This window comes from Variovorax robiniae, assembly GCF_037889955.1.
Classification (GTDB): Bacteria; Pseudomonadota; Gammaproteobacteria; order Burkholderiales; family Burkholderiaceae_C; genus Variovorax; species Variovorax robiniae.
The window spans coordinates 230,290-249,910 of sequence record NZ_JBBKZS010000007.1; the positions used below are offsets into that span (position 1 = coordinate 230,290).

General features: G+C 66.4%; 17 protein-coding genes and 1 pseudogene. 2 read left to right on the top strand and 16 right to left on the bottom strand.

Translation table 11 applies throughout. The features are described from left to right. Positions 1-20 precede the first annotated feature (20 nt). From WKW79_RS18430 to WKW79_RS18480, 11 genes are all read right to left on the bottom strand, one after another. On the bottom strand, positions 21-1,178 hold the full coding sequence (locus tag WKW79_RS18430) for an ABC transporter substrate-binding protein (RefSeq protein WP_340336625.1): 1,158 nt from the start codon (positions 1,176-1,178) through the stop codon (positions 21-23). Between the two features lie 129 nt (positions 1,179-1,307). Continuing rightward, a complete protein-coding gene (locus WKW79_RS18435) occupies positions 1,308-2,036 on the bottom strand; it encodes an SDR family oxidoreductase (protein ID WP_340336626.1) in 729 nt (242 codons plus the stop codon). Between the two features lie 3 nt (positions 2,037-2,039). Beyond that, positions 2,040-2,843, bottom strand: coding sequence for a cyclase family protein (locus WKW79_RS18440; RefSeq protein ID WP_340336627.1), 804 nt, complete (start codon positions 2,841-2,843; stop codon positions 2,040-2,042). Between the two features lie 19 nt (positions 2,844-2,862). Then, entirely contained in the window at positions 2,863-4,116 is a 1,254-nt protein-coding gene (locus WKW79_RS18445; RefSeq protein WP_340336628.1) for an SDR family NAD(P)-dependent oxidoreductase, read from the bottom strand. After that, on the bottom strand, positions 4,113-5,282 hold the full coding sequence (locus WKW79_RS18450) for a thiolase family protein (RefSeq protein ID WP_340336629.1): 1,170 nt from the start codon (positions 5,280-5,282) through the stop codon (positions 4,113-4,115). The genes WKW79_RS18445 and WKW79_RS18450 overlap by 4 nt, the downstream gene beginning before the upstream one ends. 79 nt (positions 5,283-5,361) lie before the next feature. Continuing rightward, the gene (locus tag WKW79_RS18455) at positions 5,362-6,978 is read right to left on the bottom strand and encodes an AMP-binding protein (RefSeq protein WP_340336630.1); all 1,617 of its coding nucleotides are present in this window, start codon (positions 6,976-6,978) and stop codon (positions 5,362-5,364) included. 8 nt (positions 6,979-6,986) lie between these two features. Beyond that, complete coding sequence (locus WKW79_RS18460) at positions 6,987-7,466, bottom strand: aromatic-ring-hydroxylating dioxygenase subunit beta (protein ID WP_340336631.1); 480 nt, start codon at positions 7,464-7,466, stop codon at positions 6,987-6,989. Positions 7,467-7,479: 13 nt separating this feature from the next. Then, the gene (locus WKW79_RS18465) at positions 7,480-8,793 is read right to left on the bottom strand and encodes an aromatic ring-hydroxylating dioxygenase subunit alpha (protein WP_340336632.1); all 1,314 of its coding nucleotides are present in this window, start codon (positions 8,791-8,793) and stop codon (positions 7,480-7,482) included. Positions 8,794-8,818: 25 nt separating this feature from the next. Continuing rightward, positions 8,819-9,814 (bottom strand): PDR/VanB family oxidoreductase, encoded by a 996-nt coding sequence (locus WKW79_RS18470; protein WP_340336633.1) that lies wholly within the window; start codon positions 9,812-9,814, stop codon positions 8,819-8,821. A 22-nt stretch (positions 9,815-9,836) separates the two neighbouring features. Continuing rightward, positions 9,837-11,342 (bottom strand): indolepyruvate oxidoreductase subunit beta family protein, encoded by a 1,506-nt coding sequence (locus WKW79_RS18475; RefSeq protein ID WP_340336634.1) that lies wholly within the window; start codon positions 11,340-11,342, stop codon positions 9,837-9,839. A 6-nt stretch (positions 11,343-11,348) separates the two neighbouring features. Further along, positions 11,349-13,529, bottom strand: a complete 2,181-nt coding sequence (locus WKW79_RS18480; RefSeq protein WP_340336635.1) for a thiamine pyrophosphate-dependent enzyme — start codon at positions 13,527-13,529, stop codon at positions 11,349-11,351. A gap of 102 nt (positions 13,530-13,631) precedes the next feature. Between WKW79_RS18480 and WKW79_RS18485 the strand changes: the two genes are divergently transcribed. Beyond that, positions 13,632-14,141, top strand: a complete 510-nt coding sequence (locus tag WKW79_RS18485) for a MarR family winged helix-turn-helix transcriptional regulator (protein WP_340336636.1) — start codon at positions 13,632-13,634, stop codon at positions 14,139-14,141. A gap of 36 nt (positions 14,142-14,177) precedes the next feature. On the opposite strand, the gene WKW79_RS18490 is transcribed toward WKW79_RS18485, so the two are convergent. The 5 genes and pseudogenes from WKW79_RS18490 to WKW79_RS18510 all read right to left on the bottom strand — a co-directional run bounded on the left by WKW79_RS18490 (position 14,178) and on the right by WKW79_RS18510 (position 18,977). Beyond that, positions 14,178-14,942, bottom strand: coding sequence for an ABC transporter permease (locus WKW79_RS18490; RefSeq protein ID WP_340336637.1), 765 nt, complete (start codon positions 14,940-14,942; stop codon positions 14,178-14,180). A gap of 11 nt (positions 14,943-14,953) precedes the next feature. Beyond that, positions 14,954-15,751 carry an ABC transporter permease gene (locus tag WKW79_RS18495; protein ID WP_340336638.1) on the bottom strand — a complete coding sequence of 266 codons (798 nt, stop codon included), beginning with the start codon at positions 15,749-15,751 and terminating at the stop codon, positions 14,954-14,956. A gap of 14 nt (positions 15,752-15,765) precedes the next feature. Continuing rightward, positions 15,766-16,746: an ABC transporter substrate-binding protein gene (locus WKW79_RS18500; protein ID WP_340336639.1), complete on the bottom strand. Its 981-nt coding sequence runs from the start codon at positions 16,744-16,746 to the stop codon at positions 15,766-15,768. A 30-nt stretch (positions 16,747-16,776) separates the two neighbouring features. Continuing rightward, positions 16,777-17,638 (bottom strand): annotated as a pseudogene (locus tag WKW79_RS37055) (ABC transporter ATP-binding protein). Beyond that, complete coding sequence (locus WKW79_RS18510) at positions 17,586-18,977, bottom strand: aminotransferase class III-fold pyridoxal phosphate-dependent enzyme (protein ID WP_340336640.1); 1,392 nt, start codon at positions 18,975-18,977, stop codon at positions 17,586-17,588. The pseudogene WKW79_RS37055 and the gene WKW79_RS18510 overlap by 53 nt, the downstream one beginning before the upstream one ends. Positions 18,978-19,221: 244 nt before the next feature. Here WKW79_RS18510 and WKW79_RS18515 point away from each other — a divergent pair, with 244 nt between their 5' ends. After that, a complete protein-coding gene (locus WKW79_RS18515) occupies positions 19,222-19,602 on the top strand; it encodes a MarR family winged helix-turn-helix transcriptional regulator (protein ID WP_340336641.1) in 381 nt (126 codons plus the stop codon). Positions 19,603-19,621 lie beyond the last annotated feature (19 nt).

Genomic DNA, 19,621 nt, shown 5'->3' on the forward strand with positions numbered 1-19,621 from the left:
GCGCGCAGCCCGGGCACGGTTCAGGGCACCAGTTTCCACTGGCCTTTTTCAAGCTTCACGATCACGCGCGAACGGTCATCGGAGCCATAGCGGTTGTCCGGCTTGAAGTTGTAGACGCTGTGCGTGCCCACCAGCTCCTTCGTGTTCACGATCGCATCGCGCAGCGCCACGCGGTACTGCGGCGTGCCCGGCTCGCCCTTGGTGCGCGAAGCCGCATCCAGCATCAGCAGCCAGCCGTCGAACGAGTAGGCCGAGAACGCATCCGTCGGCGGCGTCCCGTTGGCCTTCTGGTAGGCCGCGCGGAAGTCCATCGCCACCTTGCGCATCGGATTGCCTTCCGGCAGCTGCTCGGCCACGATCACCGGCCCGGTCGGGGCCAGCAGCCCTTCGACCGATGCACCACCCACGCGCACGAAGTCCGGATTGATCAGCGCATGCGTGCCGTAGATCTGGCCCTTGTAGCCACGGTCGGTCAGCGCCAGGTAGGGCAGCGCACCCGGCGTGCCCGAAGTGCCGGTGATGACCGCGTCGGGCCGCAGCGCGACGATCTTCAGCACCTGCCCGGCCACCGACGTGTCGGCGCGGGCATAGCGCTCGTTGCTCACCACCTTGATGCCAGCCGGCTCGGCCGCCTTGTTCAGCGCGTCGTACACCAGGTCGCCCCAGGCGTCCGAGAAGCCGATGTAGCCGACCGTCTTCACGCCCGACTTCTTCATCTTGTCGACCACCGCGCTCACCATCAGCGGCGCCGGCTGCGGCAACGTGACCATCCATGCGCCCTCCTCGCCCGGCAGGTTGGCATTGGCGATCGAGATCAGCGGCGTCTTGGTCTCGCGCGCCACGGCCGCGATGGCCAGGGCGCCAGGCGAGCCAGCCGTGCCGATGATCAGGTCGACCTTGTCTTCCTCGATCATCTTGCGGGCGTTGCGCGCGGCGGTGGTCGGGTCGGATGCGTCGTCCAACTGAACCATCGTGATCTTGTGGCCCGCCACTTCGGACTTGTAGGCCATGCCGGCCTTGATGCCCTTTTCATAGGGGATGCCGAGCGAGGACACCGGCCCCGAGAGCGAGGTGATGAAGCCGACCTTGAGGTCGGCGGCAAATGCGCTGGCAACGGCCAACGCGCTGAGACCCAGCGCGAGGCCGGTGCGGATGCAAAGACGGGTCGAGACTTTCATGGCTTTTCCTCAGGTGACAGACAGAGTTGATCGTGACAACAACATGATTTGTGAAATGTTTAGCTCTAAACAATATTAGCGAGACGAGGTTTGGGCAACAAGAGGAATTCCCTAGGGTCTTGCTAGCAATTACAGAGCCAGGCTGCCCACACTCGTTCCACCGCAGACGTACAGCACCTGCCCGGTCACGAAGCTGTTGGCCGGATCGGCAAAGAAGCTCACGGCGCGCGCCACGTCGGCCGATTCGCCGAGCCGCTTGACCGGCACCGAAGCGGCCAGCGCGCGCTCCTTGTCGCTGCCCTCCTGCACCACGTCGTAGAACATGTCGGTCTTGATCGGACCGGGCGCAACGACGTTGACGGTGATGCCTTCCGGCGCCAGTTCCAGCGCCCAGGTGCGCGCCATGCCCAGCATGCCGGCCTTGGTCGCGGAATAGCTGGTGCGCGTGGCCAGGCCGACCGCGGCGCGCGACGACAGCAGCACGATGCGGCCGAACTTCTGCGCACGCATCGCCGGCAACGTCGCCTGCACCAGTTGAATCGCGCAGCCCAGGTGCAGGTCGACCAGCGCGTCCAGGTCGTCGAGCTTCACGTCGGCCAGCAAGGCGGCGCGAATCACGCCGGCGTTGTGCACCACCGTGTTCACGTCGAACTGGTGCGCCAGCTGGTGCACGGCCTGCCCGGTGGCCACGCGGTCCATCAGGTCGACCTCGATGCTGTGCATGTGGGGATGCACGATGTCGCTCTTGCGGCGCGCGAGCGAAATCACTTCATAGCCCTTGGCCAGCAGGTCCTCGCAGATGGCCTTGCCGATGCCGGCGCTGCCGCCGGTGACTGCTGCAACTTTGCGGATCGTCATGGTTCAGCCCTCCACCAGTGCAAGGACTCGCAAGGGGCTGCCGCTGCCCTTCTGGATCTTCAGCGGCGGGCAGATCAGCACTGCACCGGCCGGCGGCAACTGGTCGAGGTTGCACAGGCATTGCAGGCCGTAACGGCCGGCGCCGTGCATGTAGTAGTGGCAGGGGTACGGCGGGCGCAGGTGGTAGCCCTGGCCTGCGTCGGTGCCGATGGCCTCGGAGCCGAAGCCCAAGACGTCGCGCTGCTCGACCAGGAAGCGCACGGCTTCCGAACTCGGGCCGGGCGTGTGCTGGCCGGTCTCATCGAAGTTCTGGTAGGCCTCTGGGTCTTGGCGTTGCGACCAGTCGGTGCGCATCAGCACCCAGGCGCCCTTGGGAATGCGACCGTGCGCGGCTTCGTAGCGTTCGATGTCCTCGACAGTCATGAGGTAGTCATGGTTGGCCTTCACCTGTTCCGAGCAGTCGATGACGCAGGCCGGCGCGACAAAGTGCTGCGCGGGGATGGTGTCGACCGAGTTGTTCGGCAGGTCCTTGCCGGAGATCCAGTGGATGGGCGCGTCGAAGTGCGTGCCGGTGTGTTCGCCGCAGGAGAAGTTGTTCCAGTACCAGCCGGGGCCGCGCTCGTCGTAGTGCGAGACCTCCTCGATGCGGAAGGGCCAGCATTGGCCCATCTCGGGCGGCAGCGCGATCTGCGGGAACTCGGGCGTGAGCGTCTGCGTGAGGTCGACCACGCGGATCTGCCCCGTGGCCATGGCGCTCACCAGGCCGCCCAGCAGTTGGGCGGTGGATGTGAGGGTGCTTGTTGTCATTGCTTCGAGTCCTTGTTCTTCAGCTTCCGCCGGCGGCGAGTTCGCGTTCCAGCACCTTCGGGTTGTCGCGCCAGCGCTCCAGCCATTCCTGTGCCACATCGCCGGGGTACACGTCCTCCACGCCGTCGCGCAGCGCCTTCACGATGGCATTGGCGAGCGTGCCCGACAGCAGCTTCGGCGGCGGCACATGCTGGTTCCATTCGTCGTCGATCGGGCCGGGGAACACGTTGATCACGCGGATGCCGGCCGGCCGCATCTCGGCGCGCAGGCATTGCGCGAGCGAATGCGCCGCGGCCTTGGAGGCGCTGAAGGTGCCGTGTGCCGGGAAGTTGCTGAGCGCATAGACCGACAGCAGGTTGACCCAGGCCGTCGCACCGGTCTCGCCATCGGCGGAGCGGCCCTTCAACGCCGGGCCGAACTCCTGCGCCAGCCGCAGCAGGCCGAAGTAGTTGATGTCCATCTCGGCCTTGGCCACGTCGGTGCCGCGCCGTGCGCCGATGCCGAAGGTGCGGTGCACCTCCGCGTTGTTGATCACGATGTCGACCTTGCCGCCGATCTCGCCGGCCAGCTCGGTCACCGAGCGGCCGTTGGTCAGGTCCAGCGGCACCAGCGTCACCTGCGGCAGCGCCGTGATGTCCTCGAGGCCGCCGGTCTTCTTCCACGGCTCGGCATGGCCGACCCAGACGATGTCGGCGCCAGCCTTGACCAGCGCACGGACCAGGGCCTGGCCCACTTCGGTCTTGCCGTCGGTGACCAGCACCTTGCGGAATTTGGGGTCGCTGGTCATTTCACGCAGCATCTTGTCGTCGGCCATATGGGCGCTCCCTTCGTTCGGAAATCCAATCAATACCGCTTGTCCGGCCCGGTCCAGCCGCGCGCCCACCTTGACGCGCGATGGGGCATCGCCCACCTCGCCATGCATGTGGACCATCAGCGTCGGGCCGGCGTCCAGGTGCACCAGGCCCAGGCGCCAGGGCAGGCGCTCGCGGAAGTACATGTCGTTGCTGTGGTGCAGCGTGGTGGTGGCGAGCAGGTTGCCTTCGCCCGACTGCTCGCGCCAGCGCAGGGACGCCGAGAGGCACTTGTGGCAGGCCTCGCGCGGCGGGTACTGCACCGTGCCGCACTCTTCGCACTCCTGCAATTCGAAGCGACCTTCGGCTGCGGCTGCCGTGATGCCCAAGGCGACGCGGCCGCGTGCCCACGGGGGCAGGTTCAGCTGCCGGGTGCGAAGGACCGGGTTCTTCTTCTTGGGGCGCATCAAGGGCATCGTCATGATGGCCTCCCGAGGATGACGGCGCCTGTGCACAGGCATCTGTCGTAAGTCACCATGCCGAAGCCGGCGACCAGGCCCAGTTGCGCATCCTTCACCGACCGCGCGCCGGCGGCATCGGTGAGTTGACGGATCGTCTCGGTCATGCCAAGGAAGCCTCCGGCCGCCCCCGCCTGCCCCGCCGACAACTGCCCGCCGCTCGTGTTGTTGGGAAAGCTGCCTGCTTGGGTCATGTCGTGCGATTGCACGAAGGCCGGGCCCTCGCCCTTCTCGCAGAAACCCAAGTCTTCGAATTGCATCATCACGATCACCGGATAGTCGTCGTAGGTCTGCACGAAATCGAGCGCCTGCGGCTGGATGCCGGCTTGCGCGTAGAGGTCGTCACGATCGACGCGCCAGCCGCCGCGCACCATCACCGGATCTTCGGCAAAGGCGTTGTGGCGCTCGATGGCGCCGCGGATCAACGCATGCGGCAGGCCCAGGTCGCGCGCACGTTCCTCGCTCATCACGAGGAAGGCCTCGGCGCCTGCACAGGGCATGACGCAGTCGAACAGGTGGATCGGGTCCGAGATCGGCCGCGCGGCCATGTACTCGTCCAAAGTCAGCGCCTTCTTGAACATCGCATGCGGATTGCCGAGCGCGTTGGTGCGCTGGTCCACGGCGATGCGGCCGAAGTCCTCGCGCTTCGCGCCATAGGTGCGCATGTAGTTCGCCGTGATGAAGGCGAACACCGAGTTGGGTCCACCGGCGCCATAGGGATAGGTCGCATCGCGCGCGAAGTTGCTGAACGCGCCGAGCGTCTGGCGGAAGGAGTCCACATGGTTGGTGTCGGCCGCCACGCAGGCCACGACATCCGCATCGCCCGACTGCACCGCACGCGCCGCGCGGCGCAGGCACATCACGCCGGAAGCGCCGCCCGTGGGCACATGGTCGAGCCAGCGCGGCGACAGGCCGATGTGCTGCGTCACGCCGACGGCCGTGTCCGGCACCAGCGAAAAGCTGCTGAGGCACAGGCCGTCGATCTGCTCCTTCTTCAGGCCGCTGGCCTTGACCAGCGCATCGACGGCGTGGCCGATGAACCAGTGGGCCGTGCGGGTCGAGTAGCGGACATAGGGGACTGTGACCGGCACGGCCACCGCGACACCCTCGTAAGACATCCGCCTGGTCATGGCTGCCCCCACGCTCGGCACTTCGTGTCCTCGCTGCCCCCCGAGGGGGCTTTCACATCTTGGAGCGGTCCTGCGATGTTCATGGCTGCCTCTTCTTCATCGACCGCGTATCGATGCAATTGGCCTGCCCGGGCAAGGCATGCGCAAGCTCTTTCAGTTGCCCGCGCTGGATCTTCTGCGACGGCGTCAGCGGCAACGCATCGACAAAAGCGACGTATCCCGGCGCCTTGTAGTACGCCAGTTGCGACAACGCATGCGCGACGATGCTGGCGGCGAGTTCCGCTGATGACGTAGTGTTTTCGCGCATCACGATGCAGGCCAGCACTTCGTCGCCGCGCACCGGATCGGGCGTCGCCGCCACGGCCGAGGTCTTCACGGCCGGGTGCTGGTTCAGCACGCTCTCCACCTCCACCGCCGAAATGTTCTCGCCGCTGCGGCGGATCACGTTCTTCTTGCGGTCGACGAAGAAGAAGTTGCCGTCAGCATCGCGGCGCACCAGGTCGCCCGTGTGGAACCAGCCATCGGCCCAGGCTTCGCGCGTGGCTTCTTCATCCTTCAGGTAGCCGGAGAAGAAGTAGCGGCGCGGATCGTCGCCGGCCGAACGCACGAGCAACTCTCCCGGCGCATCGACGGCGGCGTCGCGCCCCTCTTCATCTACCAGCCGCACTTCCAGGAAATCGGGCTGGCGGCCGAAGCAACTGCTGCCCACCAGCCGGGGCTCGCGGTTCGCCATCACGCAGGCGCCGGCACCGGTCTCGGTCATGGCCCAAGCCTCGACCAGCGGGAAGCCGAAGCGCTCCTCGAAAGGTGCGTGGTTCTTGCGATCGACGCCGGCACCGAAGCCCCAGCGGATCGCGTGGTCGCGGTCCGCGGAAGAGGCCGGCGCGCTCAACAGCATCGCCGGCATCACGCCCAGGTAGTGCACGATGGTCGCGCCACTCTCGCGCGCGCTTTGCAGCCAGCTCTTCGGATGGAAGCGATCGAGTTGAACCAGGCAGCCGCCAGCCAGCAGCACCACCATGGTCGAGAACGCCATCGCGTTCATGTGGTTCAGCGGCAGCGGCGTGATGACGCGCTCGGTATCGCGGCGGATGCTGCACACGCCATCCAGCGCCGCATACCACTCGCCGGCACGCAGGAAGTAGCTGTTGTCGAGGATGCAACCCTTGGGCCGACCGGTGGTGCCTGAGGTGTAGAGCAAGCCGCATTCGGTGTTCGCACCGACGGGGTCGCCCATGCGCGGGGGCGCCGTGCGGGCGCGCGGCACTTCGTCGTCGGCCAACATGGTGTCGAAGGCGACGCCAGCCTGCGCCGCAGCGGAACGCAAGTCTTCCGCGCGCTCAGGCAGCGTCACGGCCAGGCCGATCTCGCTGTGGCCGATCAGGTAGGTCAGTTCGGCCGAGCGCATCTCCGCATTGATCGGCACCACGCTCACGCCCAGCGCGTTGAGCGCGAACCAGTGGAAGAGGAAGGCCGGCCGGTTCTCCAACAGCAGCCCGACACGATGGCCATGGCCCCAGCCGGCGCCACGGTAGGCCGCGCGCAGGCGCTCTACCTCGGCCGCAGCGGTGCCCCAGCGAATGGCGCCCGCATCGATGCCGTAAGCGGCAGCCGTCACCGATTCGGTGAACAGGAAATCCGCATCGGGCGTGCGCGCCGCCGTGGCGCGAAAGACGTCGTAGACAGTGGTGTGCATTGAATGAATCAGATGAACAGCTGCACCGCGGGCAAGGCCGCGTCGCAGTTGAGCAGGTTCACGCGCTTGAGCGTCATGCGCAGCGCGCCATCGCTCAGGGTCAGGTGATGGAAGAAGGTGCCGACGTAGAACTGCAACTCGTCGCCTTGCGACTCCGTGTAGTGGAACTCGGTGCGCACGACGAACTGGTTGCCGGCCTCGTCGAAGGACTCCACGGTGGGCGTCTGCAACAGGTGATGGCAACGGCTCGGCGGCTGCTGCGAGAAGGCGCGCGGGCTCTTCAGGCGCTCGATGCGCAGCTCGCGCAGCAGCTTGTCCTCGTACATGTGCGAGGTGTGCTGGTAGCCGTCTTCCTGGTCCGGGACCAAGGGCAGCCAGTAGAAGGCATCGTCGGTGAAGAGCTGGTTCCACTCCTCGTAGCGCTTGGCATCGAGCAGGCGGCATTCGTGGACGACGAAGTCGATGAGGTCCTGGCGGGTCAAGGTCATTTCTATCGTCCTCTCACATCGACGACGTCATGTGGCGTTCCCAGGCGCGGTACTGGTTGCGCATGGAAATCTCGCTGGTGCCGATGGAGGTCACGTCCTTCTGGCCGACCTCCGCCGCATCGAAGTTGCGATGCAGGCTGACCCATTCATTGCCGCCGGCATGCAGCCCGGCCTGGATGCCGCGATAGGCCTGCAGGTCGTCATGGCCCACCACCGAGAAAGGCGAGTTGATGAGCCGGTTGTACATCGTCGTGCGATGCAGCAGCTCCGGTGGCGCACCCTTCAAGCGGAAGGTCCAGCTCTCGACCAGCGTCTTGTCGACGGCGATCGGCTTGACCACGCGGATCGACTGGATCGCGCCCTTGATCGTCAGGTTCGGGTAGTACACCGTGTTGTGCCGCGCCAGGCCCAGGATCTGCTGGGTGCGCTCGGGGCCGTACTTGGCCTGCATCGCCGCGTCATAGGCCGGGATGGCCGAATACTTGCTGTGGATGCTGTAGTGCACGCCCGAGAAGCTGTGGCCGTTGTCGAACACTCGCACGCCCATGTCCTCGAAGAACTTGTAGTCCGACATGAAGGGCACGAACTGCTCGATCGCCATCGGCTTGGGCTCGTCCGCCGGCTTGCCGGACCACATGGTCTTGGCGGTGCCGGCCGAGGACTCGTGCGCCACCATCGGGTGCATGGTGTCGTTGAGGTTCTCGATGAACATCTTCCAGTTGCACTGGTGCATGAAGCGCAGGCAGCCGCCGGCAATCTCCAGTTCGCCTTCGGGCGAGCGGTCGGCCATGTTGTCGATGGAGCTGAGCGAATCGCCGAAGAACTCCTCGAAGTCCGGCCCGGTGTCATTGAGCTTGACGAAGATGAAGCCGCGGTAAAGCCGCACGTTCTTCACCTGCGTGAGGCCCTTGGACGATTCGCACTCGCTGAGTTGCGTGCCTTCGTAGCCGTTCTTCAGCGGGATCGACAGCAGCGAGCCGTCGGTCTTGAAGGTCCACGCGTGGTACGGGCAGCGAAAGAACTTGCCGGTGTTGCCGCAGGGCGCGCTGACGAGGCGCGATCCCTTGTGGGCGCAGCGGTTCATCATCACGCGCACGGTGCCGTCGGTGTGGCGCACCACGATCAGCGGACGGCCGCCGATCTCGTTGCTGATGTAGTCGCCGGGCTTGGGCAACTGGCTGTCGTGGCCGACGTAGTTCCAGGTGTTGGCGAAGAAGTGTTCCTGCTCCAGGTCGAACAACTCTTGGTTGATGTAGAGGTCGCGGTGCACGCGGTCCGGTTGCACCAGCGCGCGGATCGCTTCGGGGTTGCCGCGGTAGCTTGTCATGTGGGGTCTCCTGAATCTTCTTGGCTCAGACGTCCAGCACCAGGCGCGCACCCTTGGCGCGCGAGATGCAGATCTGGATCACGTTGCCAGCGGCCTTTTCGCTGGCCATCAGCACGTAGTCGCGATGGTCGATCTCGCCTTCCATCACCGGCGTCGCGCACACGCCGCATTCGCCGCGCTTGCAGTCGTACATGGGGTCGCAGCCTTCGTCGATCATGCAGTCGAGGATGGTCTTGTCGGCCGGCACCGTGAAGGTCTTGCCGGACATCGCGAGCACCACTTCGAAGGGATGGTCGCCCTCTTCCACCACTGGCGTGGTGAAGAGCTCGAAGTGCACGCGGTCGTGCGTCCAACCGCGCTTCTGCGTCGCGGCGAGCACCGCGTCGAGCATGACCTTGGGGCCGCAGACGTAGAGCTGGTCTTGCGCTTCGCAACCGTCGAGCAGGGCCTCGATGTTCAACGGGGCGCCGGCTTCGACGTCGGTGTGAACGACCAGGTCATCGGCCAGCAGCGTTTGCAGTTCCGGCAGGAAGGCCATCAGGTCGCGGCTGCGGCCGGCGTAGTGCATGCGCACCGGGGCGCCCTCGGCCTTGCGGCGCGCGGCCATGCTGATCATGGGCGTGATGCCGATGCCGCCCGCGATCAGTACCGCGCGCGGTCCGCCCTCATGCACCGGGAAGTCGTTCTTCGGGGCTTCGATGGTCAGCGCATCGCCTTCCTTCAGGGTCTGGTGCATGAAGCGCGAGCCGCCGCGGCCCTCGTCCTCGATGCGCACTGCGATTGCGTACTCGGTCGGCGCGTCGGTCACGCCTTGCTGCGCGGCGGGGTTGATCAGCGAGTAATGGCGCCAGTCTTCCTTGCCATCGGGCAGCGTGACTTTCACACGGATGTGCGCCCCGGCGGTGAAGCCGGGCAACGCGCGCCCATCGTCCGCTCGCAGGCGGAACGTGCGGATCAGCGGATTGAGCTGGCGCGCCTCCGCGACGCGCAAGGTCAGCGTGGGCAGTGGTTCATGTGACATGGTGTGTTGTCTCCCTTCAGTTTCAGGCGAGTGCGTAGCGGGCCAGCACGTCGCGCAGCTTGTTGCCATGCTCATCGGCCAGCGCGGCGTCGCGCAACTCGCGCAAGGTGGCGGGCGCCAGCGCGCTGCCTGCGCGCTGGGCGGCGCCCATCACCAGTTCGTAGTTGCGCAGGCCGCGGACATGCGTGTCGCTGTAGCCCTTGACGAGGCGCTGGCATTCGGCGATTTCCAGCGCCAACGCCGGGTTGATGGCGGCTGTCTGCGCGATGCGCTCCAGCCACTGCTCGATGAAACGGTTCTCTTCCGCGAAGCGTGTGGTGGACCGGCGCCAACGCGCGGCGGCCGCCACGCAACGCAGCAGCAGGTAGCCATGCACCGAACTCGTCTGGACGACGCGCCCCTTCTGCGTCATGCGCTCGACGATGCGCCGCGGCACGCCCGAGTTCATCAACCACCGGCCGATGCCACCGGGCAGCGTCTCGCAAATCTCTTGCAGGCGCGGATGCATGTATTCGTTGATCGCCACGACCTGGTCCGCCTTGGCGGACGACTCGCTGCGCACGCGCTCGAATCGTGTGGAACGCGTCTTCAGCGCTGCAACCCGGGCGGTGTCTTCGTAGGACATCCAGAGCGCCAGGTGACGCGCGGTGCTCTCGACGAGCCGGCCGCCATCGTTGAGTTGCAACGCATGGACCTTCGCCATCCGGTCGAGGTAGATGCCAGCATAGGCCACGTCCTGGTAGTCGATCAGGCGGCGCACGCCTTCGAGCAGCAGGAAGTGCGCGAATTCAGGAAACTCGCGCTGCACACGCTCCACCAGCGCACGCACTTGCGGATCCTTCGGTGCCGGCGCCGCACGTGCAGGCAAGGCCGCTGTTGGTGCGTCCGCTTCAGACCCCGACTGCACCCACTCAAAGGCACCGCCAAAGGCCTTGAGACTGGGCTTCACACCCACGCCCCCACGCTCCACCGTCGCCTCGAACTGCGCGCGGCTGAACGGCAGCACACCCGATCCGGCCAGCGCGCCGAACAACACCGCACTGATCACACTGCCCGCCTGTTCTGCAGCCTGCGCCATGTCGAAGCGGATGAAGCGCTTGGCCGCCTTGTTTGCATGGTTGACAAGCTGCTGGCTGTCGACACGCCCATCGCCCATCGCCGACTTCTCGGCAATCGAATAGACCCGATGCGTGGACGCGATCAGCGTGGTGCGGTCCTGCGTGACCAACCCGCGCTGCACCGCACGCCCGGCTTCCATCAGTTCCGAAGCCAGCACCAGGTCGACATCGCCCGGCAGCGGCATCAGCGCCAGCACCGGCTTGCCGCCATCGGCCTTGGCACGCGCCTCAGGGTACAGCTCGACGTAGTAGATGGTCGCGCCGGTGCGTTGCGCCACGCCGGGTACGGAAGTGGTCTGCGCGATGTAGCCGTTGTGCTCGCCGAGGTCGACGATCCAGTCGGCCAGCACGCCGCCGCCCTCGCCGCCCATGGCCAGGATCGCGATCTTGATAGGTTGTGTAGCGTTCATGAAATCTCAGAAAGCGAAGCGTTCACGACGCTTGGCATCACCGCGTTGCATCCAGCCGATAACGGCGCCGCGCACGCGTTCCAGCAACTTGTCCCAACCGCTCGGGTTGCTCACCACCTGCGCCTTGTAGAAGGACGGACACAGCACGGCCGCATGCGACACATCGCCGCAATTGCCGCAGCCGACGCAGCTGTCGAGCACGGTCGCGATCGGGTCGGTGCGAAGCGGATCGGGATTGGGCTTGATCGACAGCGACGGGCAGCCAGACAAGCGGATGCAAGAGTGGTCGCCCGTGCAGGTGTCCGAGTCGATGCCGAACTTCTCGCGCACAACCCGCTGGCCCTCGGCCACCGCCTTGCGCACCAGTGGCTTCTCGCGGCGCTGCTTGTTCAGCATGCATTCCGACTGCGCGATCAACACCTTCGGGCCCTTCTCCTTGGTCGTCAGCGCGTCGCGCAGCAGGTCGCGCATGCCGGCCACGTCGTAGGTGCGACGCATCGTCTTCACCCACTTCACGCCCACGCCGCGCACGGCCTGCTCGATCTCATGGCCGGTACTGCGCGTCGGGTTGTTCGCCTTGGACGACAGGATGTCCTGGCCGCCCGTGGCCGAGGTGTAGTTGTTGTCGACCACGATGGTCAGGTTGTCGCTGCGGTTGAACACCGCGTTGGCGATGCCGCTGGTCAGCCCGTTGTGCCAGAAGCCGCCGTCACCCATCATCGAGATGGCGCGCTTGCCCGCGGGCACGTTGAGCGCCGCAGCGCCTGCCGCACCCAGGCCATAGCCCATCGTGGTGTTGCCGAGGTGGAAGGGCGGGAGGATCGAGAACAGGTGGCAGCCGATGTCGGCGCTGATGTGGTGCGGGCCGAGTTCGCGCTCGACCAGCTTCATCGCACTGAAGATCGGCCGCTCCGGGCAGCCGGTGCAGAAGCCCGGCGGTCGTGCATGCACGCTGTCCTCCAGCGGCGGCAACGGCAACTCGGCGGCAACCGGTGCGGCCGGCACCTCGATCAGCGGAATGACCTTGCGCACCGGCGCAGGGACCGCCAGGGACGCCACGCGACCATAGCGCTCGAAGAACTCGCGTGCGCCCTTCAACAGCACCGCGGCCGTGTACTCGCCCGCCACCGGCAGCATGTCCTTGCCGTGCAATGCAGCTGTCACGCCGGCTTGCCGCAGGATGGTCGCAATGTTCTGCTCGATGAAGTTGGGCTGCCCCTCCTCCACCAGCAGCACCGCGCGCTTGCCTTCGCAGAAGCGCAGCACCTCGCTGTCGATCACCGGGTAGGCCACGTTCATCACATAGAGCGGCACCTTCGAATTGCCGTACACGTCGGCCAGGCCCAGGCGCTCCAGCGCACGCATCATCGTGTTGTAGCTGCCGCCCTGCACGATCACGCCGACATCGTCCGTGCCGTCGCCGAAGAACTCGTTGAGCTTGCGCTCCTCGATGAATCGCACCGCCGCGGGCCAACGGTCCTTCACCTTCTCCTGCTCATGCACGAAGCTGGCAGGCGGCAGCACGATGCGGCTCACGTCGCGCTGCGGCGACTCCATCGCATCCTTGAGCGTGAACTTCGGCGGCACGTTGTCGGAGGCGACGAACTGGCCGTGCACGTGGCAGGCACGGATGCGCAGTTGCAGCATCACCGGCGTGCTGCTGGCCTCCGACAAATCGAAGCCCTGCTTCACGGCATCCACGATCGACGGCAGGTTGGGCCGCGGATCGAGCAGCCACATCTGCGACTTCATCGCAAACGCATGGCTGCGCTCCTGCATGATGGAAGAGCCTTCGCCGTAATCCTCGCCCACGATGATCAGCGCACCGCCGGTCACACCGCCGGAGGCGAGGTTGGCCAGCGCATCGGAGGCCACATTGGTGCCCACCGTCGCCTTGAAGGTCACGGCGCCACGCAGCGGATAGTTGACCGACGCGGCCAGCGTCGCCGCCGCCGTCGCCTCGCTCGCGCTGTTCTCGAAGCGGATGCCCTGCTCGGTGAGGATGTCCTGCGCGTCGGCCAGCACATCCATCAGGTGCGAGATCGGCGCACCCTGGTAGCCGGCGACATAGGCCACGCCGGACTCCAGCAAACCCTTGGTCACAGCCAGGATGCCCTCGCCGCTGAAAATATCTCCGGCGCCGAGTCGCAACTTCTTCACTTCCTCGACAAAAGACCGCTCAGCCATGGTGCTCCTAGTAAACCCTCGAACCGTGGGTGTCCGATGTGCGTATATTCTTTAGATCTGAATGTATGCACAATCATGAATAACCCTAGACTCGCAAGCGCTGTGCCAGCTTCCAAGCGACCCAAGCAGGCGGTTTCAGCCCCGCTGCCCGAGCCCCGGCACTTTGTCGATGACTACCTGCCGGCGCTGCTGGCCCAGGCCAGCCACCTGATCTCCTCGGAGTTCCACAAGGTGGCGCGGCAGCACGGTTTCTCCGTGTCGGAATGGCGCGTGATGGCCACGCTGGCGGGCGGTGACGCGATCAGCATCGGGCGGCTGGCGCAGGTCGCGGTGATGAAGCAACCGACCGTCACGCGCATGCTCGACCGCATGGCCAGCAAGGGCCACGTGGAGCGCCTGCCCCATGACAGTGACCGGCGCATCACCTTGGTGCGCATCACCGACGCCGGTGAGCGCACCGTCAAGCACCTGATGGAACTGGCGCGCGAGCACGAGCACCGGGTGCTGGAGCCTTTTGGGTTGCAGAGTGCGGAGGCGCTGAAGAACACCCTGCGCCGGATGATCGAGTTGCACGAGGATCCGGGCGCGACGGTCGAAGACGACGAAGAGTGATCCCGCCCGGGCGGCCGGGCGATTGAAGGCTGCGGCTCAGCCGCGCGGCATCGCGTGGCGCGCGTGGTACCAGCCCAGCAGCTTGCGCTCGACGCGCAGCATGCAGGCATTGATGGCCGGCGACACCAGCGCAATCACCACGATCGCCGCCAAGCCGCCCGCGATCTGGAACTGCTCTTGGGCGCGCATCAGGTAGTTGCCCATCCCGTCGGTGGACAGCAGCATCTCGGAGCTGACGCTGATCAGCAGCGCCATCGCCACGGCCAGGCGCACGCCGATCATGATGCGCGGCAGCGCGGCCGGGAGGTCGATGCTACGCATGATCTCGGCCCGCGACAGCCCGATCGATCGGCCGACCTGTACCAGCAGCGGATGGTTCGAGCGCGTCGCGTCGATGGCGTTGATCAGCAGCGGAAAGGCGGCGCTGTAGAAGATCACGCTGATCTTGGCGGCGCTGCCGGTGCCGGCGAACAGCATCGCCACCGGCACGATGGCCAGCGGCGGCAGGGGTCGCAGCAGGTCGATGGCCGGCTCCACATATTGGCCGAAGCGCGGCGTGCGGCCGATGAAGATGCCCAGTGGCAGCATCGTCACCAAGGCCAGTGCAAACCCGGCAGCGGCCCGCAGCAGCGTGATGCCGATCTGCTCGACGAACACCGGCGCGTCCGCCACCAGCTTTTCCAGGACCATCAGCAGGCTCGGATAGCTCGGCGAAGCCACGGCGCGGGCCGACACTTCCCAGGCCAGCAGCAGCGCCAAGGTGAAGACGATGCCGGGCACGTTGATGCGCGAAGAATTCATGTGAGCATCCTTCAGGCTTGCGCCATTGCGGCGAGCTTGTCGTGCCAGCCCGCGAGCGCCCGGCGCAGGCGGACGATCAACGCGTTCACCAGCACGCCATTGAGGCCGGCCACGGCCAGCAACGCGAACATCTCCGGAATGCGCAGCGCGAAGGCGGTGTCGTAGAGCATGAAGCCCAGCCCGTCCTTGCCGGCCAGCATCTCGGCCGCCACGGTCGCCATCAGGCTGCCGGCCGCGGCGACGCGGATGCCGGTGAAGATCTCCGGCAACGCCGCCGGCAGGCGCACCCGCCACAGGGTGTCCCACCCGCCGTAGCCCAGCGTCCTGGCCACATGCAACTGCACGGGCTCGCTCGCGGCCAGGGCGCTCTGCGCGTTGACGTAGATGTTCCAGACCGCCGCGAACCAGATGATGAAGGCGAACAGCTTGGCCCCGAGTCCCAGGCCGAAGATCGCCAGCGGCACCAGCGCCGCCGGCGGCAGCGACAGCATCACCTGGACCAGCGGCGACAGGGCGCGGTCGATCACGCGGTAGCGCGCGCCGAGCAACGCGGCGCCGACGCCGGTCAGCGTGGCCAGCAGCAGTCCGCCCACGGCGCGGACCAGCGTCAGCCCTTCGCTGGTCCAGAAGTCGCGGTCCGTCAGTTGCACCCACAAGGCCTGGGCGACGGCAGGCACGCCGGGGAGATACTCCTCCGAAATGCCTCCCACCAGCACGACCGCCTGCCACAGCAGCAGGAAGCCGGACAGCCCGATGAGGGGTTTGCTCCACGCAGGCACGGCCATGCCCTGGGATCGCAGCGCGGTCATTGGAGGTCCAGCCTTCAGTCCAGCGACATCACGAAGTCTTCCGCCTTCGCATCCGCCTTGAGCATGCCGTTGCGCTGCATCGCAGTGATCAGGGGCTGCACATCGCGCGGCTGCGCGGCGATGTCGCCGAAATCGAAGTAGATCGCGATCTGGTTCGCCACCTCGGGCTTGAGCTTGAACTCCGCCACCATCTGGTTGCGGTAGGCGGCCGGATCCTTCTTGAAGTCATCCGTGGCCTGCGTGACGGCCTTCACCAGCTTGCGCAGCACCTCCTTGTTGGCCTTGCCCCAGTCCTCGCGGACGAACATGCCGTCCTGCGCGATGCGCGTCTTCGCATCCATGTCGGCAATCATGCCGGCGGCCACGGCACGCGCCTTGACGTTCGGCGCGATCTTCGCGGCGGCGAAGAAGGGCTCGGTCAGGCAGGCCGCATCGGCATTGCCGGTTTCGAGCGCGGCCTGCATCTGCGGGAACGGCAGCACGACGACCTTGACCGCATCGAAGCGCACGCCGGCCTTCGCCAGGTGATCGCGCACCAGCAATTCGCAAAGCGCGCCCGAGGCGTTGATGGCCACCGTCTTGCCCGCGAGATCCTTGGGCTCCTTCACCGCGCTGGCGCCCTTCACCGCGATCCAGGTGCCCTGGTGCCCGGCCTCGCCGGTCTCGGTCGCCATGGTCATGAACATCTTGTAGGGCTGGTTGTTGGCCCGCGCGAAGATCCCCGGCACGATGGCCGAATAGCCGACGTCGACCGAGCCGCTGACCACCGCCGAAGCCACCGCCGGGCCGGAGCCCAGCATGGTGAACTCCGGCTTGAGGCCTTCCTTGGCCAGGTAGCCGGCGCGCTGGGCGTGGTAGAGGCGGATCATCGAATCGGCGCGCAGTCCGCCGATGCGGACCACCTTCAGCTCATCGGCCGCGGCCGGCGCGGAGAGGCAGGACAGCGCCGCCGCAACCACGGCGCCGCAAATTGAGAAACGCGAAAGAAAACGCATGGACAACACTCCCTGTGGACAAAATTCGGTTCAGGCGGCCTGCCGCATCGATCGGATCATCGTGATCACCTCGTGGCGCAGGTCGAGGTAGGCGCGCTCCTCGCGCGTGGCAAGCTGGTCGCGCGGCTTGGGCAGGTCGACGGGGATGTCGGCCACCACGCGCGTCGGGCGGCGCGACAGCACGATGATCCGGTCCGCCATGTAGACCGCCTCGTCGACGTCATGGGTCACAAGCACGCAGGACTGGTTGAAGCGCCGCGCCAGGTCCAGCAGCAGGTCCTGCAACTCGGCGCGCGTCTGTGCATCGACCGCCGCGAGCGGCTCGTCCAGCAGCAGCAACCTCGACTGCGCCGCCAGCCCGCGCGCGATGGCCACGCGCTGCTGCATGCCGCCGGAGACCTGCCACGGATAGTGCTTGTCGAATCCACCCAGTCCGACCGCCGCCAGCAGTTCGCCGGCGCGCTGCCGCTTCTCGGCCTCCCCCCAGCGTCGTCCGCTTCATGCCGAACATGACGTTGTCCAGGTTGTTCTTCCACGGCAGCAGCGAGCGGCTGTAGTCCTGGAACACGACCGACAGCCCCGGCGGCGGCGCGCTCACGGCCTGCTGTTCGAAGCGCACGCTGCCGCTGTCCGAGCCGTAGAGGCCGGCGAGGCACATCAGCAGCGTCGTCTTGCCGCAGCCGCTCGGGCCGACCACGGAGAGGAACTCGCCCGGCCGCGCTTCGAAGCTGAGGTCGCCGATGATGACCTGGCGCGCGGCGCCTTCGCCGAGCGACTTGCGCAAGTTGCGGACTTCGAGGATGGCTGTGTCTTGCATGTTGGACTCCCTTCTGGCTTGTTCAGGTGCGGCCGGCCGCATCGATCGCGGCGTGCAGGATGCGCACCGTTTCATCGACGTCGGCGCGGCTAAAGACCAGCGGCGGAGACAGGATCAGGCGGTTGCCCTGCACCCGCACGATGGCGCCTTCCTGGCGCGCGGCGGCCACGAGCTTCTGGATGAAGGGATCGGGCACGGCCAGCGGCGTCTTCGTCTCGCGGTCGACCACGAACTCGATCGCCGCCATCAGCCCCTTGCCGCGCACGTCACCGACGTTGGGGTAGCGCATGAATTCCTGCAAGCGCTCGCCAAGGTAGCCGCCGACCTCCAGCGCACGACCCGGCAGGTCTTCCGCCTCCACGATCGCCAGGTTGGCATTGGCTGCCGCGCAGGCCAGCGCATGGCCGCTGTAGGTGTAGCCGTGCATCAGCGCGGCCGGCGCCTCGGGCTTGTGGAAGGCACTCGCCACGCGCTCGTTGATCAGCGTCGCGCCCAGCGGCACATAGCCCGAGTTGATGCCCTTCGCCATGGCCATGATGTCGGGCGCCACGCCCCAGGCACGCGCGCCGCACATCGCGCCGATGCGGCCGAAGCCGGTGACGATCTCGTCGGAGATCAGCAGCACGCCGTACTTGTCGCACACCGCGCGCACCAGTGGCCAGAAAGACTCGTGCGGCACGATCACGCCGCCAGCGCCCAGCACCGGCTCGGCAATGAAGGCGGCCACGGTGTCCGGGCCCTGGTAGACGATGGTGCGCTCCAGATCGTCGGCACAGAGCCTGGCGAGCCGGGCCGGGTCCGTCTCGTTCCAGGGGTTGCGATAGGGATAGGGACAGTTGACCTGGAAGCAGCCCGGCAGCGCTGGCTCGTAGGCGGCGCGGAAGGCCGGGTTGCCGTTGACCGATGCGCCGCCGATGTGGACGCCGTGGTAGCCGAGTTGCAGCGAGATGAACTTGGTGCGACCGGCCTGGCCTTCGAGCTTCCAGTACTGGCGCGAGATCTTCAATGCGCTCTCGACCGCATCCGAGCCGCCAGAGCTGAAGAAGACCTGCTTCATCTTCTCCGGCGCGAAGATCTTCATGAGCCGCGCCGACAGCTCGATCGCCGGCGGATTGCTGGTGTTCTGGAAGGTGGAGTAATAGGCCAGCCTGTCCAGCTGCTCGACGATGGCCTTCTTGATCTCCGGCCGGTTGTGACCAACGTTGACATTCCAAAGGGAAGCCACCGTGTCGAGGTAGCGCTTGCCGTCGATGTCCCACACATGCACGCCATCGGCCCGCTCGACGATCAGCGGCGGGTTCGCCAGCGCCGCCTTCGGGTCGATCATCGGGTGCAGCTTGTGGCGGGCGTTGGCCTCGCGAAGGGCTTCGACGGTGGGGGATGTGCGGGCTTCCATGCCCTGAAGGTAGGGCACCGACCATCAGTGTCAAAAATCAACTATTCTTGGGACAAACCCGAGTCCCCACGCCCCATGCCCGAGAGAGTGCCCCGCTGGATGGTCGATGAAGTCGGCCCTCCGACGCTGCGGGAGCCACGCAGCATCCTCGACCTGGTCAACTACCAGATCCACATGATCGAGAGTTGCAGCGCTTCCGCCGTGACGCGGATGTGCGAGGGCGAGTTCGGCATCACGCGGCGCGAATGGCGCTTCATACGCGTTGCTCGCGGCACTCGGTCCGATGGCGCCATCGGACATCGCCGTGCGCGCCGGCCTCGACCGCTCGCGCACTTCCAAGGCCTTGATGGCATTGCTGGCCAAGAAGCTGGTCGAGCGCCAGGAGCTGGCAGGGGATCGGCGACGCGCGACGGTGAACCTCACGGCGGACGGGCAAGCCCTCTACGCGCGCATCTTCCCGAGGGTCGTCGAGATCAACACCTCGTTGCTGTCGGTCCTGTCCAGCGAAGACGTGGCCACGATGGAGCGCGTGCTGCCGTTGTTGCGCCGGCAGGCCATCGGCATCGCGAATTCTGACCTCGTCGAAGCGCAGGCCCATCGCCGCCGGGGCGGAAGCCTGAAGATCTGGAAGGGCGGCCGGTAGAAGCCGAGGCGGCCCTTGC

Excerpts from the sequence above, each read along its gene's own strand:
- WKW79_RS18435 (WP_340336626.1), bottom strand. The coding sequence starts at position 2,036 with ATGACGATCCGCAAAGTTGCAGCAGTCACCGGCGGCAGCGCCGGCATC.
- WKW79_RS18495 (WP_340336638.1), bottom strand. The coding sequence starts at position 15,751 with ATGACCGCGCTGCGATCCCAGGGCATGGCCGTGCCTGCGTGGAGCAAA.
- WKW79_RS18430 (WP_340336625.1), bottom strand. The coding sequence starts at position 1,178 with ATGAAAGTCTCGACCCGTCTTTGCATCCGCACCGGCCTCGCGCTGGGT.
- WKW79_RS18455 (WP_340336630.1), bottom strand. The coding sequence starts at position 6,978 with ATGCACACCACTGTCTACGACGTCTTTCGCGCCACGGCGGCGCGCACG.
- WKW79_RS18475 (WP_340336634.1), bottom strand. The coding sequence starts at position 11,342 with ATGAACGCTACACAACCTATCAAGATCGCGATCCTGGCCATGGGCGGC.
- WKW79_RS18470 (WP_340336633.1), bottom strand. The coding sequence starts at position 9,814 with ATGTCACATGAACCACTGCCCACGCTGACCTTGCGCGTCGCGGAGGCG.
- WKW79_RS18490 (WP_340336637.1), bottom strand. The coding sequence starts at position 14,942 with ATGAATTCTTCGCGCATCAACGTGCCCGGCATCGTCTTCACCTTGGCG.
- WKW79_RS18465 (WP_340336632.1), bottom strand. The coding sequence starts at position 8,793 with ATGACAAGCTACCGCGGCAACCCCGAAGCGATCCGCGCGCTGGTGCAA.
- WKW79_RS18460 (WP_340336631.1), bottom strand. The coding sequence starts at position 7,466 with ATGACCTTGACCCGCCAGGACCTCATCGACTTCGTCGTCCACGAATGC.
- WKW79_RS18500 (WP_340336639.1), bottom strand. The coding sequence starts at position 16,746 with ATGCGTTTTCTTTCGCGTTTCTCAATTTGCGGCGCCGTGGTTGCGGCG.
- WKW79_RS18440 (WP_340336627.1), bottom strand. The coding sequence starts at position 2,843 with ATGACAACAAGCACCCTCACATCCACCGCCCAACTGCTGGGCGGCCTG.
- WKW79_RS18480 (WP_340336635.1), bottom strand. The coding sequence starts at position 13,529 with ATGGCTGAGCGGTCTTTTGTCGAGGAAGTGAAGAAGTTGCGACTCGGC.
- WKW79_RS18450 (WP_340336629.1), bottom strand. The coding sequence starts at position 5,282 with ATGACCAGGCGGATGTCTTACGAGGGTGTCGCGGTGGCCGTGCCGGTC.
- WKW79_RS18445 (WP_340336628.1), bottom strand. The coding sequence starts at position 4,116 with ATGACGATGCCCTTGATGCGCCCCAAGAAGAAGAACCCGGTCCTTCGC.